The organism is Labilibaculum antarcticum (assembly GCF_002356295.1).
Taxonomy (GTDB): domain Bacteria; phylum Bacteroidota; class Bacteroidia; order Bacteroidales; family Marinifilaceae; genus Labilibaculum; species Labilibaculum antarcticum.
Genome location: NZ_AP018042.1, coordinates 4263682 through 4280326, shown reverse-complemented (window position 1 = coordinate 4280326; position 16645 = coordinate 4263682). Strand labels below are relative to the sequence as shown.

At 35.3% G+C, this 16645-nt stretch carries 10 protein-coding genes and 2 tRNA genes; 3 read left to right on the top strand and 9 right to left on the bottom strand.

What is annotated here, in order from left to right:
- Positions 1 to 570: 570 nt before the first annotated feature.
- Entirely contained in the window at positions 571 to 3048 is a 2478-nt protein-coding gene (locus ALGA_RS16960; RefSeq protein WP_096431185.1) for an AsmA family protein, read from the bottom strand.
- Between the two features lie 256 nt (positions 3049 to 3304).
- Here ALGA_RS16960 and ALGA_RS16955 point away from each other — a divergent pair.
- Positions 3305 to 3378 (top strand) — tRNA-Arg (locus ALGA_RS16955).
- A gap of 1896 nt (positions 3379 to 5274) precedes the next feature.
- On the top strand, positions 5275 to 6270 hold the full coding sequence (locus ALGA_RS16945; protein WP_096431181.1) for an aldo/keto reductase: 996 nt from the start codon (positions 5275 to 5277) through the stop codon (positions 6268 to 6270).
- A 592-nt stretch (positions 6271 to 6862) separates the two neighbouring features.
- On the opposite strand, the gene ALGA_RS16940 is transcribed toward ALGA_RS16945, so the two are convergent.
- Positions 6863 to 8767 carry a S9 family peptidase gene (locus ALGA_RS16940; protein WP_096431179.1) on the bottom strand — a complete coding sequence of 635 codons (1905 nt, stop codon included), beginning with the start codon at positions 8765 to 8767 and terminating at the stop codon, positions 6863 to 6865.
- Between the two features lie 471 nt (positions 8768 to 9238).
- Here ALGA_RS16940 and ALGA_RS16935 point away from each other — a divergent pair.
- Positions 9239 to 9312 (top strand) — tRNA-Arg (locus ALGA_RS16935).
- 142 nt (positions 9313 to 9454) lie between these two features.
- Here ALGA_RS16935 and ALGA_RS16930 read toward each other — a convergent pair.
- The 7 genes from ALGA_RS16930 to ALGA_RS16900 form a co-directional block, all read right to left on the bottom strand.
- Positions 9455 to 10486: a sugar kinase gene (locus ALGA_RS16930; RefSeq protein ID WP_096431177.1), complete on the bottom strand. Its 1032-nt coding sequence runs from the start codon at positions 10484 to 10486 to the stop codon at positions 9455 to 9457.
- Between the two features lie 47 nt (positions 10487 to 10533).
- Complete coding sequence (locus ALGA_RS16925) at positions 10534 to 11283, bottom strand: sulfite exporter TauE/SafE family protein (protein ID WP_096433721.1); 750 nt, start codon at positions 11281 to 11283, stop codon at positions 10534 to 10536.
- A 347-nt stretch (positions 11284 to 11630) separates the two neighbouring features.
- Complete coding sequence (locus ALGA_RS16920) at positions 11631 to 12338, bottom strand: FadR/GntR family transcriptional regulator (RefSeq protein ID WP_096431175.1); 708 nt, start codon at positions 12336 to 12338, stop codon at positions 11631 to 11633.
- 575 nt (positions 12339 to 12913) lie between these two features.
- Positions 12914 to 13678 (bottom strand): SDR family NAD(P)-dependent oxidoreductase, encoded by a 765-nt coding sequence (locus tag ALGA_RS16915; protein ID WP_197705601.1) that lies wholly within the window; start codon positions 13676 to 13678, stop codon positions 12914 to 12916.
- Positions 13679 to 13897: 219 nt separating this feature from the next.
- On the bottom strand, positions 13898 to 14662 hold the full coding sequence (locus ALGA_RS16910; RefSeq protein ID WP_197705600.1) for an SDR family NAD(P)-dependent oxidoreductase: 765 nt from the start codon (positions 14660 to 14662) through the stop codon (positions 13898 to 13900).
- 43 nt (positions 14663 to 14705) lie between these two features.
- On the bottom strand, positions 14706 to 16169 hold the full coding sequence (locus ALGA_RS16905; RefSeq protein ID WP_096431171.1) for an MFS transporter: 1464 nt from the start codon (positions 16167 to 16169) through the stop codon (positions 14706 to 14708).
- Between the two features lie 35 nt (positions 16170 to 16204).
- On the bottom strand, positions 16205 to 16579 hold the full coding sequence (locus tag ALGA_RS16900) for a cupin domain-containing protein (RefSeq protein ID WP_096431169.1): 375 nt from the start codon (positions 16577 to 16579) through the stop codon (positions 16205 to 16207).
- Positions 16580 to 16645 lie beyond the last annotated feature (66 nt).

Genomic DNA, 16645 nt, shown 5'->3' with positions numbered 1-16645 from the left:
ATATCACTTTTCTTATAACTTTTTTGAAACCCATGGCGTACAAATAGCAAAACGGTTTCCGTTTTTAAGGTTTAAAGTGAATAGATTAAAAAAGGATGGGGTGGTTACCATCCTTTTTTGCTGTCTAATAATTCGTGTTCGTAAGGGTAAATTATCAATATATTTACCAATCACTTGACAATAAAAAATTTATTCCTATATTTGTTTCGAATTATCAATTGAGAATTCAGGTTATAAAGTGAATAGAGAAGGGATGGAGTGGTTGCCATCCCTTTTTCATGCCTTTGATTTTGTGTAATTACAGGGCATACTGAGAATTACTTCATGCCTTTTTAATAATTATATGCATTCTATTTCTCTTCCTCTTTGACTTTGCAAAGAATTCTTATCTCCCCTTTTGCCTCACCAAATTCTATGGATTGCAAACCAACATTGTCTCAATGGATGTTATCCCATTGTGATTTCCTCCCAAACCCAACTTCATTTTTTGCCATAGTACAAAAAACGGAGGCAAAAAAAACGGAGAACCATTATGATTCTCCGTTCTATCTTGAATATTGTAAGTTTTTTCTACTTGAATAAACTCTTCAATAAATCTTTACCTTTCTTTTGCAATTCTTTTTTGGCTCGTCGTTCCAGCTCTTTGGCAACTGCCTCTTGTGCCTGTTTAATTGCTTTGCTTAAATCAAGCTTTACATTTGGATTATCAACCGTACCAGTGATTTTCACAGTAACATCAAGTACTTTAACTTCATCAAACCCTGGCAATTTATCGAAATACTGATTTACCTCTTTGCCTAACTCCTCTTTTGGCAATTTCATATCCATGGTAAAATTCAATTTTCCATCAACCGACTGCGTTCCATATATTTTGGCAGGGTTGCCAGCAATTTTAGCCTCAAATGGTTTTACTTCCACATTTCCATCTGTTATCACAAAATCCATATCGAATTGGGTTACAGATATCCGCTTGTACTTGTCATTTTTTAATGCTGAGGCCAAGGCATTGAATGCTTTATTGTCTTTTATAATAATCTCTTTGGAGTGAATAGCACCCTTTCCATTCAAGCTACTCATTACTGGGCTCATTTCCTGATCAAGCAAAGAGGTTATTTCTAAATCGGATGAAATCTTACCTGAACAATTCATAGCAATTGGCACCATTTCCTTTATCATGCTCAATGACTCGTATGCTGATTTGATATCAAAATTCTTCACATCCAAACCAAAATCGATGGCTGGTTTCTGAATATTCTTAGTACTGTACGAACCATTCATTGTCATCGACCCTCTTAGCATTTCCATGGATAAGTCTGTCAACTGTGCTTTTGAATTTTTAACAACAATTAAACCATTAACATTCTGGATATCCATTTTATCGTACTGAATCAGCTTCATGGAAGAAACTAATCTCAAGTCGAGATTAGCCGGAATCTCAACCGCTGTTAAAGGAATTGTATCCGCAGTTGCTTTTACTTCCTCTTTCCCATTCATAAATTCATTTAAATCGAACAAATTAGAAGTCAAATTGAAGTTTCCTTTTAAAACTTTATCTTTTAAAATGTAAGGAATGTAGTCCTCTATCTTTCCTGTTAACTGAATATCAGAAGTTCCAATTTTGGAGTTAAAAGAAGTTAAGCTGATGTACTTGGGTGTAAAATTCAGAACAGAACTAATAATCTTAATTCCCTGAGGGAAATCAGGAGTGGAAAATTCAAAATTTTTCAATTTCACATCCCCTTTGGTCGTGATTTTTTCATATTCCTCTTTTTCTATGGCAGACATCTTTCCGCTAAAACTAACATCAGAAGTAACAATCCCCTTAATTTTTATGCTATCCATTGGGATTGCGTGGCGAATTTTTGCGAAATCGATAACCCCCTTAAATAAGCCATTCATGTAAGGATCTGACATTGGATTCTTTACATGAATTTCTGCATCGAATGGGTTGTTAGCAACCTCAAAATGAAATGAATTTACATCAGCAGTTAATAGATCCAAATCTCCACCCGGATGTTTTACTTCCGCGTTTATGGTAATATTATTAATTGACTCTTTTAGATCAGGATATTTAAGGGTTGCCTTATGAACAGCTAACTTGGCCCCAAATGAAGGCATATACTCTTCTTTATAGTCCCCTTTTACAAAAGCTGTTAATGCAAGAGTTCCGTTGGTCTCTATACCTTTAATATCGGCTCTAAACACATCAGGAACCATTGAAAGCAATGTTTTGAAATCTGCCTCTTGAGCATTCATTTTCAAATCCAGACTATAACCATCTTCAAGCATTCCAACATTTCCATCGATACCAAACACCAGCTCATTTAAGGTCAGTTTATTTTCTTTAAATGTGAATGTCATATTCTGAAGATCAGCTTCAAGAACGGCATCAAGAGTAACATCTGCCTTTTTCAAATATTTTACACCATCGTAATCTAAATCGACTCCTGTAATTTGTGATTTCACATTTAGATTCGTTGATTTCACTGTAAAATCACCATTTAATGTCAAATCCAAATCATCCATAATAAGAACTGTTTTTATGGATGCATCAGCGTAACGCAAAAAGAAATCTTCAATACGCACTTCTTCAAAAATCACTTTAAAATCGGAAACCTCACCAGTCTCTTCTTCCACCATTAGCTCATCAGTTTCTTTTACAATATCCCAATTTGCTTTACCAGATTCCAAAACAACTGCATTCACCTTTGCATTGGCCAATACAATTGCACCAACTTTTATTTGAGTACCAGACAAAGCTGAGCGCAAATTAACTGCAGTGTATAAACTACCGACTGAAGCCAAGGTGTCATTTGCAAATTCATTTTTACCAACAACACTTACATTTTCGAGCTCAACATACAAGTTTGGGAAATTTTTAAACATTGATAAAGACAAATCTCCTATTTGAACCTCCGCATCTATCGTATTATTAATTTCGGTTTTCACCAGTTCCATTATTTTATCCTTAAAGAAAAAGGGTAAAATGATTAGTAGAGCTAAAATTAAGACTACAAATCCTCCAAAAAACTTTAGAAACTTCTTCATTATATTATTTATTTATATGATTTTACATAACAAAAGTACAAAACCTAAAGCATTATACTTGGTTCTATGAAAAAATAAACATGAACAAGGTAAATTTAGTCTAAAATATTCTTAACTCGAATCCTAACTAAAAGATTTAGAGTTTTTTAATATACCCTCCAGTGAAACCAATCATTTTAATTAAAAAAAAGATGATTTTTATAGACCCAAAATGTAAATTTTATCTATATTTGCACCGCATTACCAAGGTAATCATGGATGCGTAGCATAACTGGATAGTGCACTACGTTACGGCCGTAGAGGTTGGGGGTTCGAATCCCTCCGCGTTCACAGAAGACTCACCAAGAAATTGGTGAGTTTTTTTGTTTTACACAACATTTTCGATTTACCCACCACAAAATATTCTACTAAAAAAAACAAAAGCATAACTGGATAGTGCATCACTACTTCTGGGTTACGACCATAGAGGTTGGGGGTTCGTACCTAGCTTATGACGAGGAACGAGGAATCATCCCTCCGCGTTCACAGAAAACTCACCAAGAAATTGGTGCGTTTTTTTGTTTTACACACCGATTTTTACTCATCGCGAATCTTACGTTTGAATTTGCCCTCCACACAATATCCTTCTAATAATATAAAAACAAAAGCATAACTGAATAGTGCATCACGACTTCTGGCTTACGGCCGCAGAGGTTGGGGGTTCGTACCTAGCTTATGACGAGGAACGAGGAATCATCCCTCCGCGTTCACAGAAAACTCACCAAGAAATTGGTGAGTTTTTTTGTTTTATAGAGTAATTTGTAATCATCGCGAATCTTACGTTTGAATTGGCTCTCCTCAAAATATCCTTCTAGTAATATAAAAACAAAAGCATAACTGAATAGTGCATCACGACTTCTGGCTTACGGCCGTAGAGGTTGGGGGTTCGTACCTAGCTTATGACGAGGAACGAGGAATCATCCCTCCGCGTTCACAGAAAACTCACCAAGAAATTGGTGAGTTTTTTTGTTTTACACACCGATTTTTACTCATCGCGAATCTTACGTTTGAATTTGCTCTCCTCAAAATATCCTTCTAGTAATATAAAAACAAAAGCATAACTGGATAGTGCATCACGACTTCTGGCTTACGGCCGCAGAGGTTGGGGGTTCGTACCTAGCTTATGAAGAGGAACGAGGAATCATCCCTCCGCGTTCACTGAAAACTCATCAAGAAATTGGTGAGTTTTTTTGTTTTATAGAGTAATTTGTAATCATCGCGAATCTTACGTTTGAATTTGCTCTCCTCAAAATATCCTTCTAGTAATATAAAAACAAAAGCATAACTGGATAGTGCATGACTAATTCTGGGTTACGGCCGTAGAGGTTGGGGGTTCGTACCTAGCTTATGACGAGGAACGAGGAATCATCCCTCCGCGTTCACAAAAAACTCACCAAGAAATTAGTGAGTTTTTTTGTTTTATAGAGTAATTTGTAATCATCGCGAATCTTACGTTTGAATTTGCTCTCCTCAAAATATCCTTCTAGTAATATAAAAACAAAAGCATAACTGGATAGTGCATGACTAATTCTGGGTTACGGCCGTAAAAATTTAGGGTTCGTCACGAGTTCATGACGAGGAACGCGAGCCGTAACCTCTCTCTCTCCGCAATAAAAGAGAGTTTCATCCATTTGAGACTCTCTTTTTTAATGCACAAATTTTAAAATATACAATGAGAGGCCCCTAAAAAAACATTCCACTGCTTTACTAGCCCCCTTCCTATCCCTTGATTCCGAGTAGTAAACAACTTTTTTGATCTTAAGAGCTGATACTGGTTGTTTTACAACCAATAAATTATTCATATTTACCTCAAATAATCTGTCGACTAACATATTTTATACGTAAATTTGCCCTGTTAAAAAGTTAGAACAAATCCATTTGCCGATTAATAAATAGATAAACACCCCAAAATAGAATTCATAGCAGACAATCTTCTGCCTATGCGCGAGCATCTAGATAATAAGTATGAATAGAGTAAGGCTGAAGAAACACAGAATAAAAACAGTGAATTTTACAATCTTCTTCCGCGCCCCTAAGTGAACACATAAAATAGAGCTAATACAAATTTGCTCGTAAGAACTTATATATTATTTACACATATGAAACGTCCATGTATAAAGCTTCCTACACACAGGGAGATGATTATATGGTAAGTTCCATATGGTAAAAACATAAAATTATAAACATATGAAATACAGAAAATTAGGAAATACTGATCTTACTCTTTCAGCCATCACATTTGGTTCATTTGCCGTTGGCGGTTGGTTATGGGGAGGTACAGAACAAAATGAATCCGTAAAAGCAATAAAATCGTCTTATGATTTAGGGGTAACCTCCATTGATACGGCTCCAGTATATGGACAGGGCTTCAGTGAAGAAATTGTTGGACAGGCAATAAAAGACATCCCTAGAGATAAAATACAAATTCTTACCAAATTTGGAATGCGTTGGGACTTAGCAAAAGGCACACACGTTTTCAAATCCCAAGATAACAATGGAAAAGACATTGATATTTACAAATATGCTGGCAAGGAAAGCATCATCAAAGAATGTGAAGATAGCTTGAAGCGATTGGGTACTGATTATATTGATCTTTACCAGCTTCACTGGCCAGATGTTACCACTTCTATTGAAGAAACAATGTACGCGGTTAATGAGTTGATTAAGCAAGGAAAAGTTCGTTATGCTGGTGTTTGCAACTACAATGCAGAACAATTTGCGGAAGCAGAGAAATATATAAATCTGGCCTCGAACCAGGTTCCTTACAGCATGGTGCTGCGCGATATCGAGAAAGAAATCGTTCCCTATTCTCTTGAAAAAGGAAAAGGAATTATCGCTTACAGTCCTCTCGAAAGAGGATTGTTAACTGGAAAAATGAAACCCGGGTATAAATTTGGAGAAGGCGATCAACGTGCAACAAGAGCTTTTTATAAAGATGAAAATCTTCGTCGCACCAATGAATTTCTAGACAAAATCAAACCAATTGCTGATTCAAAAGGATTGAGCCTTGGACAGTTGGTTATTTTATGGACACTCGAACAACCTGCAATTTCGATTGCTTTGGTTGGAGCACGAAATGCAGAACAAGCTATTCAGAATGCTAAAGCAGCTCAATCAAGTTTGACAAAAGAAGAAGTTGCAATAATTGACGGTCATTTGAACCAATTGGTTTTGGTCCCATAATTGCTAAAATGGAAAGACTTTTTCCGAGTGAGCAAGTATGCACATTCATCCAATCAAAGTCTTGTCTATTTTTACAACTAATAAAAGGATGTATTCAAGCAATACATCCTTTTTTAGTAACAACTTAACTTCCAAATTCAAGACAAATAGTAAAAATAAGAGTTAGTTCATTTACTTCTCTTTAGATATTCCTTAGCAAATCGTTCTCCGATTATTCTCTGACTTTGGGAATCGAAATGCAGACTATCTCCCCTATTAATTAGAAAGGATACTATTACTCCCTCATGTAAAAGTGGAACTACTACTTTTGACTGGACTCTAAGTTAAGCCCTTATCTTTGCAAAGATGAATAAAAGAAAAAAAGCACTCATCCTTAGACTATCTAAGTCCTTTAGATTTTGGAATTAAATATTATAAAAACGCGGCTTAGTTTTTTGTAGGAAATCCATAAAAAAAAGGATGGATAATACTAAACATCTACAATACTAGCTCCCCTTCTCTTTTAGGAGAAGGGTTCACATAATAAATGCAAAAATGAGGATGCCTAAAATTAGACATCCTCATTTATAGGACTAGTCAACTCTGAAGGAATCTATTCTGCTTTCATATGAGCATCTAAAAATGTTTCCATAGTCCGATAAAAATCAAAACGGTTTTCCTGATTTCGGAAACCATGACCTTCATCGTCTTTTACCAAATATTCAACTTCTACTCCACGTGCCTTCATGGCTTCCACCATTTGATCCGATTCGGCAAGATTTACCCTAGGATCATTAGCACCTTGGGCTACAAACAAAGCTGCGGTAATTTTATCAGCATGAAATGCTGGTGAAATTTGTGTAAACATCAAACTATCTTTTACCGGATCTCCTGCCATTTCGTACAACATTTGTCGATACGGCTCCCAATAAGGAGGGAATGTTTTCATAAAAGTAAACATGTTACTTACCCCAACGTAGTCTACTCCACACTTATACAAATCCGGAGTAAAAGCCAAACCAGCCAAGGTTGCATAACCTCCATAACTTCCGCCATATATTGCAATCCTATCTTTATCAGCAATACCTTGTTCTATAGCCCATTTTACACCATCTGTTATATCATCCTGCATACTTTGTCCCCATTGCTTGAATGAACATTCCCAGAAGTCGCGACCATAACCAGTAGAACCTCTAAAGTTCATTTGAAGAACAGCATATCCTCTATTTGCAAGGAATTGAATTTCGGGATTAAAGCCCCACTCATCTCTTGCCCATGGACCTCCATGTGGATTAACCACAACAGGAAGTTTTTTTGCTTTAACACCAACAGGTAAAGTTAGGTAGCCATGTATCAATTTACCGTCTCGACTAGTATAGTGAATAGGCTTCATTTTGGCCATGTGTTCTTCGTTCATCCAGGGACTAACGCTACTAATCAATTTGAGTTCATCAGTATTTTTATCGTAAAAATAGTAAGCACCTAAAGATCTATCGCTGTAGGTGCGAACCAAATACTTATCTTCATTTTTATTAGTGCTCGTAAAATAGCAATCGTAAGCAGATAATTCTTTCTTAACACGATTGTACATCTTCTCACTTTCATCATCGAAGAATTTATAGTGAACCATATCGGTACTATACAATGCATAGGTAAGAACCTTTCTTTTCTTTGAATACGATAAGCTTTCTACATCAACCATATCATGAGCAAACAATGATTCAGTTTCTTTACCTGTAGCAGGATCCACAATCACTATCTCTTGCTTATCGCGGCCAATATTAGAACTGGCATACAGCATTTTGTTGTCGAACGTGAAGAATTGTGGAGATAATGTCTCTTTAAAACTAGTTGTAATAACTGGTTTAAATTCGTCATTCTCGGTTTCACGATACAATAATGTAGAATTAACCATATCGGTAACAGACATTGCAGCTCTTAATTTCCCATCATGATCTGTAATCCAACCAGAAATATTCCCAGGATTCTCATAAAGCATAGTAAGTTCTCCTGTAATTATATTTAAACGATAAGGATCGAAAACCTGAGGATTTCTCTTATTCATAGATATGATGATCTCATCAGAAATTTCATCCAATCGATCGATAATACCAGTTCTTACATTTTCAAAATCGGTAAAACACACTAAATTTTTACCATCAATATCAACACCGTAAAGTTTAAAATTTTCATCTCCTCCATTATCTTTCAAATACAATATTCGATTTTCGTTAGCCCAGAAATATCCTGATATGTCGCGATCAGTTTCAAAGGTAATTTGAACCGATTTATCACTGGCAATATCCTGAATGAAAATATTCATTCTATCCTGATAAGGAGCTCGATAAGAGAATTTTGTTCCTTCTGGAGATATCTTATATGAAGTCTTTTCTGGATTTTTAAAGAAATCTTCGAGAGCAATTTTAGGCGGGCGTTCTACTTTCTTTTCTTTTGAAGTGCAAGCAATTATTGATAATGCCATTACTAAAATACAAAAATGTGGAATTCTAAATCTCATAGTTAAATATATTCGTTAATAATTTGTCAACGACTTAATTTACAACAATAAACTATATCAGTCAATGAATTAGTTCAAATTGTGATCATAAGTAATAAATTCAGTCTCTATCAATAAATTGTGAGTTTTTTTGTTCTTACTATTTACAAGATTACAAACTGGGAATTATTAAGGCAAAAACCATCTCCAAAAATAGGACAGCTTTATTATATTTCTGATAAAACTTACATTTCCAATATTTTCACTTCAGCTCTTCGATTGGCCTAAGGTTCTTATTTTCAGCATTTAACACCAATAGAAAAATATTTTACTAGCTTGGTTTCGTCACAACCTTTTGTTTTAATCCATCTGAAGAAATTCCTTATTATATTTTCAGGATAACAAAAAGACATTTTTCTCGTAACATTTAAACAGAGTCGTGTTGTTTTAATAGAAAAATACCTATATTTGCACCGCCTTAAAAAGCAAAAAGGATGCGTAGCATAACTGGATAGTGCACTACGTTACGGCCGTAGAGGTTGGGGGTTCGAATCCCTCCGCGTTCACTAAAAACTCATCAAGAAATTGATGAGTTTTTTTATGCACAATTATCAAAACGAAATTAGGAATGAAAAACCATTGTAGTTCGTATAACTAGTTCATGACGTGGAACAAGGAATAACCCCTTCGCGTTCACTAAAAATGTTACTACCGATCTATTTCCCCTCCTATGTTTCCTTTCATCAGTTGTTCCACTTCTTCAAGACTAACATTATTCACATCACCTGAAATGGTATGTTTTAAAAATGAGGCAGCAACAGCAAAATCAATTATCTTTTGAGAATTATCAGGATAAGTAAGAAAACCATAAATCAATCCAGCCATCAAAGCATCACCTCCACCTACACGATCAACAATATGAGTCATTTGATAGGTGGAAGATTCGATCACTTGTTTGCCATCGAACATTATTCCAACCCAAGTATTGTAATTGGCGCTAATAGTTCCTCGACGTGTAGTAATTACCTTTTCGAGCTTTGGGTATTTTTGCATGAGCTGCTTGGCAACAAAGCCAAAGGTAAATTTTGAATATTCTACTTCTGGAGGCAGATTAATTGGAACACCTAAGACTTTCTCTGCATCAAATTCATTTCCAATTAGCACATTGGTTTTAGCTATTAAGCGTGGCATCACCTCCTCCACTTTATTCCCTTCTTTCCAAAGTTTACTTCGGTAATTCACATCACAAGAAACAGTAATTCCCATTTCGTTCGCTTTCACCAATGCTTCCTCTAACACCTCAGTAGCGCCGGGAGAAATAGCAGGTGTTATCCCAGTCCAATGGAACCACCCAGCATCTTTAAATACCTCATCCCAATCGATCATGCCCTTTTTTAAACTTGAAAAAGCAGAATTAGCACGATCGTAAACCACTTTAGAGCCCCTGGCCACCGCTCCTGTCTCCAGATAATAAATTCCCATGCGATCTCCACCCAAAATAATATGGCCAGTATCAACACCAAATTTATTTAATATTTCTTTACAGGATTTTCCAATATCATTATCCGGCAATCGGGTAACATAGGCAGTCGAAATTCCGAAATTTGCCAATGATACGGAAACATTCACCTCTCCTCCACCAAAAGTAGCATCAAAGATGTCGGTTTGTGAAAAACGTTGATAGCCAGGTGTTGCCAATCGCAACATAATTTCTCCAAAAGTGATTACTCTTTTATTCATTGTATTTTAAAACTAGTCATGAATCATTAGTCGATCGTTCTATGTGATTAATAAAACCACAATTTAATTGCCAAAACTAATATGGTGATCAGAAGTATTCCTTTGATCCACTTGTCTCCTTTTTTTACTGAGAATACAGATCCAAGATATCCCCCAACAGAATTTCCAATAGCCAATATCAAAGCATATTTCCAATTGATAGCATCCTTATAAATAAAAACTCCTACTGCGGCAATTGTGTACACCAAGGCAACGGTTACTTTGATACTATTGGTTTTCACTAGTGAAAATCCATTTATTTTTGTGAGAGCCAAAATAATAATGAAGCCTATTCCAGCATGAAGAAAACCTCCATAAATCCCTATAAAGAAAAAACTAATCACTCCCCACATTTGATTTTTAAATTCCATTTTCTCTCCATTAGCAAGCGGACTCGCTTTTGAATTAAAAAGGATTAAAATGGCTACGCAAACCATCACAATGGAAAGAATTTTCTTAAATAAGTCTTCATCAATATCCACAACCAAGAAGGCTCCTATAGTTGATCCAAAAAGAGCCGAGATTCCCAGATAAATACTATAAGGATAAGAGCTTATCCCTTTTTGATTAAATTTGGCTATAGCAAAACTGTTTTGCGCCAGAATAGCAATTCGATTTGTTCCGTTTGCAATTGTTGGTGGCAAACCTAAAAAAATTAGCAGAGGTAAGGTAATTAATGATCCACCACCTGCTACTACATTCAAAAATCCGGCAAATACACCAGCCACAATAATAAAAATTGGTTCTAATAGTTCCATAATTCCCATTTTTATTTGAGAATTTCGGCACTATGCCCAGCTCTCCTAATTTTTAATTCTACAATTTATTTAATCCAAGAAAACTTGTGCAAGAAAATGCATTGTTACCCATTAATCTTGCACAAATAACCATATCATTCCGATTATCTCTGAAAATATATTCATTGATAATGGAACAAAAGAATTGGACAGAAAAAAAATAATAACCTGATTATAAGAAAGGAAACATGCAGAAACCAATCAAATGCTGATTGATTAATTGTAGAAGTAGATTAAAAAAAGCAATAAATTGTATGGGAAATTATTTCGTTGAGTAAAAAAACAGTGCGCTTTCACGCACAATCTCATTACAATATTTTTTTACTAAACTCTAAAACTTTGTGCAAATGATTCGACATTAGTAAAGCTGATTTTTCACCATCTTGATCTATAATTGCTTTCAAAATAGATCGATGTTCATTTGAATTCCCCTCCTTCACATCCTTACTACAAACATGTTCTTTTCTGTATATGGCTAGAATATCAGGCAAAATAATTAACATCATGGCTTTTACCACCGCGTTGTGACCTGCTTCAGCAATCTTTAAATGAAATAGAAAATCTTCATTTTCAGCAGGAAGGTTATTTATAGCCTTATCCTCATACGCTTCCAATGCTTTTTCTAATTCTTTTAAATCATCCTCTGTCCTTCTTTCAGCAGCAGCTCGCACCGAAAAGATCTCCATATTTACTCGAGCCTCAACTAAAGAAAAGAATTCTGGTCGCTCTATTTTCATTATATTAGAAAACAAACCTTCCATTGCTGAAATATTGATTCCATTTACAACAACACCCGATTGTGGGAGCGTGGTTAATATACCAAAAAACTCTAATTTTTTTATAGCATCTCTGATATATGTTCTACCAACCCCTAGCTTTTCTGAAAGCTTTCTTTCGGAAGGCAATTTATCCCCAGGATTTAAATATCCTGAAACAATTAAACCTCTAATCTGACGAATAATTTTATCAACAGGTGTTTCCACCTCGATCGTCTTAAAATTATCTAATAAGTCCATACAAGTATCTAAATTTTCAACCAAGTCTATATGAACAGACTATTGGTAGTACAAATTTAGTTACTTTTAATCTGTTTACAAACTTCTAGAATAATAAATATCTACAAGCCCCATGAAATAAGCCATAATCCATGTTTTCAATAGTTTTGTAAATTCCCAGATTAAGAAAAATCAGTAAAAAAAGTAACTTAATATCCTTTACGCCTACTATTTCTCACTAATTGGTCTACCACTACAATTTCAAATCGATCTTAAAACGAAGGATTCTACCTTTTCTTCTTCACACTACAGCATTCTTAATTCCTTAACAATCTACATAGCACTTTTTGCTATCAGAGTAAGCTCGTTATATTTCTCTCTTCAATTACGCTCTTTCCAATCAACAAAGATCCATTTCAACGCAAGTTACACCTGCAGCTATCGGCAAACGGCTTACAAATTCAGAAGCAAGACAATAGTAATATGACTCCTACTATTTTGATTCTAAATAGTAAACAAAATTCCGGGAAGCGATTGGGAATAATACAACTCCCCGGAATCTGCTAACCAAAGGCTTTATGAAAATGCGAAACCTATTAAATCCCTAATGCCTGACCACCACCAATTTGGATAGTTTCAGCTGTCATGAAAGATGCATCATCACTTGCTAAGAAAGATATAACCGAAGCAACTTCTTCTGGTTTACCTATTCTTCCAAGCATAATATTATTTGCCCATGAAGCAAATACCTCAGGCTTAGTCGCTTTAATTTGAGCATGGAAAGGCGTATCAATGGTACCAGGAGATACTGCATTTACTCTAATTCCATATTCAGCTAAATCTTTTGCTAATGATCTTGTAAGTGATTGAACTGCTCCCTTAGATGCTCCATAAACACCAGCTCCAGGGCCTCCGCCATTCCAAGCTGCATTAGAAGTGAAATTTATAATTGAAGCATTTTTACCTTTTTTAAGAAAAGGAATAGCTGCTCTTGATGTAAAAAATGCTGAATCAAGATTTAAAGCCATTACAAATCTAAAAAATTCAGTGGTCATCTCTTCAAATCGAGATCTTCCACCTAGTCCACCTGCACAATTTACAAGAAGATCAATCTTACCTTGTTTTGCTCCAATTTTATTTATAGTAGAAGTTACACCATCTTCTTTTGTAAGGTCAACGCTAAAATACTCTGCGGTAATTCCGTCAGCAGCAAGCTCTTTTACTTTTTCAGCTCCTTTTGCGTCATCTGCTATGTCCATCAAAAATACTGAATAACCATCTTTACCTAATTTTTTGGATACCTGAAAACCAATTCCACCGCTTCCACCAGTAATAATAGCTACTTTTCCTTTTGCATTCATAATAAATATTTCTTTTAAATAATTAACGATAAAGAATCTGTATCATAATTAAGAAAAACCTATTTGTTTATTCTTTGTAATTTGCAGATCTTTTTTTTTTATTTTTAGCTTTTCTGCTTTTCTCCACAAATTAAAGGAGAAGTTAAATACGTCTGGATATGACCTCATATTGGTTATTTCCAGACGTAAAAACTGAAATATATAAAAAAACTAAACCTCTTATATTCCTAAAGCTTGGCCTCCGCCAATTTGAATAGTTTCAGCTGTAATGAAAGCTGCATCATCACTTGCTAAGAAAGATATAACCGAAGCAACTTCTTCTGGTTTACCTATTCTTCCAAGCATAATATTATTTGCCCATGAAGCAAATACCTCAGGCTTAGTCGCTTTAATTTGAGCATGGAAAGGCGTATCAATAGTACCAGGAGATACTGCATTTACTCTAATTCCATATTCAGCCAAATCTTTTGCTAATGATCTTGTAAGTGATTGAACTGCTCCCTTAGATGCTCCATAAACACCAGCTCCAGGGCCTCCGCCATTCCAAGCTGCATTAGAAGTGAAATTTATAATTGAAGCATTTTTACCTTTTTTAAGAAAAGGAATAGCTGCTCTTGATGTAAAAAATGCTGAATCAAGATTTAAAGCCATTACAAATCTAAAAAATTCAGTGGTCATCTCTTCAAATCGAGATCTTCCACCTAGTCCACCTGCACAATTTACAAGAAGATCAATTTTACCTTGTTTTGCTCCAATTTTATTTATGGTAGAAGTTACACCATCTTCTTTTGTAAGGTCAACGCTAAAATACTCTGCGGTAATTCCGTCAGCGGCAAGCTCTTTTACTTTTTCAGCTCCCTTTGCGTCATCTGCTATATCCATTAAAAATACAGAATAACCATCTTGACCTAATTTTTTTGAAACTTGAAAACCAATTCCACCGCCTCCACCGGTAATGATGGCTACTTTTCCTTCTGCTTTCATAATAATTTGTTTAAATGTTATATTGATTTTATAATTAAAAGCTTTATTTGATTTGCTCAATCTTACCTACAGTTAGGAAAATTGAAGCCAATGACAATGGAACTAAGGCTCCAAGCAATCCGAACAATAGTGGCCAACTTGTAATGTAACCAGCAAAAAGAATTGCTAAGATGACTCCTAATACAGCAGAAGCACCACCTAATCCAGCTAATGAACCCACTGATTTTCCTCCATGTAAATCACTAGGTAAAGTTTGAATATTTGTCATCATAAATTGGAATCCACCTAATACAAACGCCATTAAAATAACCGCTAATACTGCATTTGGAACCAAAACTGAAGCAATTATAGCAGGTATGATAATTGAACCACCTAATACCATAGCAGTTTTTCTTGCTTTATCCACTGTTGCACCTTTACGAATTAAGTAACCAGAATACCAACCACCAGCGACAGATCCAATCATTGCACCTACATAAGGTATCCAAGCTGAGAATGCTAATTCTGTAATGTTTAAACCAAATTCTTCAACTAAATACATTGGTAAGAAAGTAACAAACATCCACCAAATTGGATCAAGAAAGAAACGACCTAAAATTACAGAGTAGTTTTTCTTATTAGACAATAACTGTCCCCATGTTTTACCTACTTCATTGGTAACTTTTCCCTCTGGCTGACCACTCAAAATATATTCTTTTTCTTCTTCAGAAATCCATGGATGCTCTTTTGGCCCTTTTTTGTTAATGATTAACCAAGGAATTAACCAAAGTATACCCAAACCACCGACTACTACAAAAGTCATTTTCCAACCAATAGATATATAAAGCATTAGAATAATAATAGGAGCTAGAATAGAACCTATAGATGCTGCGGCACCAAAAAGTCCTTGTGCGAATGCCCGTTCTTTTTGAGGAAACCATTCTGCATTACTCTTGGTAGCTCCTGGCCAAGGTCCAGCCTCACCCAAACCAAGCATCATTCTAAATCCAGTTAAGGATACTTTACCTTGAGATAATGATGTAAGAGCATCTGCAATTCCCCATAAAAACACAGAAACCACAAAACCTCGACGAGTTCCTATTTTATCATATAATTTACCTGAAAACATTTGGCTAAGACCATAGGCTATCATAAAAAAGATAGTTATTATACCTAGTTGTTTTTTGGCTTGTCTTGACGCCTCTTCAGGTGTTGCACCTTCTTCAACTATTCCTAGTTCGTAAGCCATACCTTGACGGTTCACTACAATTTGCCCTTTATTTTTAAAGTGAATATAATCAGCTCTTTGGACAATTTCGTCCCCTCTTTTAGTTACCAAAAGATAGGTGTTATCTTGCTCATTAAATTGAGCTTGATTTTTTCTCAGGTCTGAATCAATGTTGTCGACTAATTTGTATTCTATATTGGCAACCCACATGTAATTGAGCGTTCCCCTATCCAGATAATTTATTATTGTGATAAGCATTATCAAGCCAATAATCCACCATCTTAAACCTTTTAATTTCATAAGAAATGTATTTAATTATTAGTTAAGGCCTTAGCTTACTTCCCAAAATAAGAAACTGCACTACCATCTAAAAAATCTTCACGAACAGGACTAAATACATCAATTAGAATTCCTGCCTCTAAACAAACAGCACCATGAGGTAAATTCGGTTTAATGTAAACCCCATCACCTGCTCCGACAAGCTTAACATCGTCGCCAATTGTAAATTCAAATTTACCTTCAGCACAATAAGTAGATTGTGTATGAAAATGCTCATGAGTAGATCCAACAGCACCTTTCTCAAATTTCACTTTCACCATCATAATTTGATTGTCGTAACCTAAGAGCTGACGTTGAACTCCTCCTCCAAGATCTTCCCACTTCATTTCTTTTGATGTAAAAAACTTTTGTCTTTCTGTTTTCTTTTCCATGATTAGCTATTTTTTTAGTAAATATTTTATTTAGCAAGAGGATCAACCTCTCTCCCAATCTTATCC

Excerpts from the sequence above, each read along its gene's own strand:
- ALGA_RS16960 (WP_096431185.1), bottom strand. The coding sequence starts at position 3,048 with ATGAAGAAGTTTCTAAAGTTTTTTGGAGGATTTGTAGTCTTAATTTTA.
- ALGA_RS16930 (WP_096431177.1), bottom strand. The coding sequence starts at position 10,486 with ATGAATAAAAGAGTAATCACTTTTGGAGAAATTATGTTGCGATTGGCA.
- ALGA_RS16940 (WP_096431179.1), bottom strand. The coding sequence starts at position 8,767 with ATGAGATTTAGAATTCCACATTTTTGTATTTTAGTAATGGCATTATCA.
- ALGA_RS16905 (WP_096431171.1), bottom strand. The coding sequence starts at position 16,169 with ATGAAATTAAAAGGTTTAAGATGGTGGATTATTGGCTTGATAATGCTT.
- ALGA_RS16945 (WP_096431181.1), top strand. The coding sequence starts at position 5,275 with ATGAAATACAGAAAATTAGGAAATACTGATCTTACTCTTTCAGCCATC.
- ALGA_RS16910 (WP_197705600.1), bottom strand. The coding sequence starts at position 14,662 with ATGAAAGCAGAAGGAAAAGTAGCCATCATTACCGGTGGAGGCGGTGGA.
- ALGA_RS16925 (WP_096433721.1), bottom strand. The coding sequence starts at position 11,283 with ATGGAACTATTAGAACCAATTTTTATTATTGTGGCTGGTGTATTTGCC.
- ALGA_RS16920 (WP_096431175.1), bottom strand. The coding sequence starts at position 12,338 with ATGGACTTATTAGATAATTTTAAGACGATCGAGGTGGAAACACCTGTT.
- ALGA_RS16915 (WP_197705601.1), bottom strand. The coding sequence starts at position 13,678 with ATGAATGCAAAAGGAAAAGTAGCTATTATTACTGGTGGAAGCGGTGGA.
- ALGA_RS16900 (WP_096431169.1), bottom strand. The coding sequence starts at position 16,579 with ATGGAAAAGAAAACAGAAAGACAAAAGTTTTTTACATCAAAAGAAATG.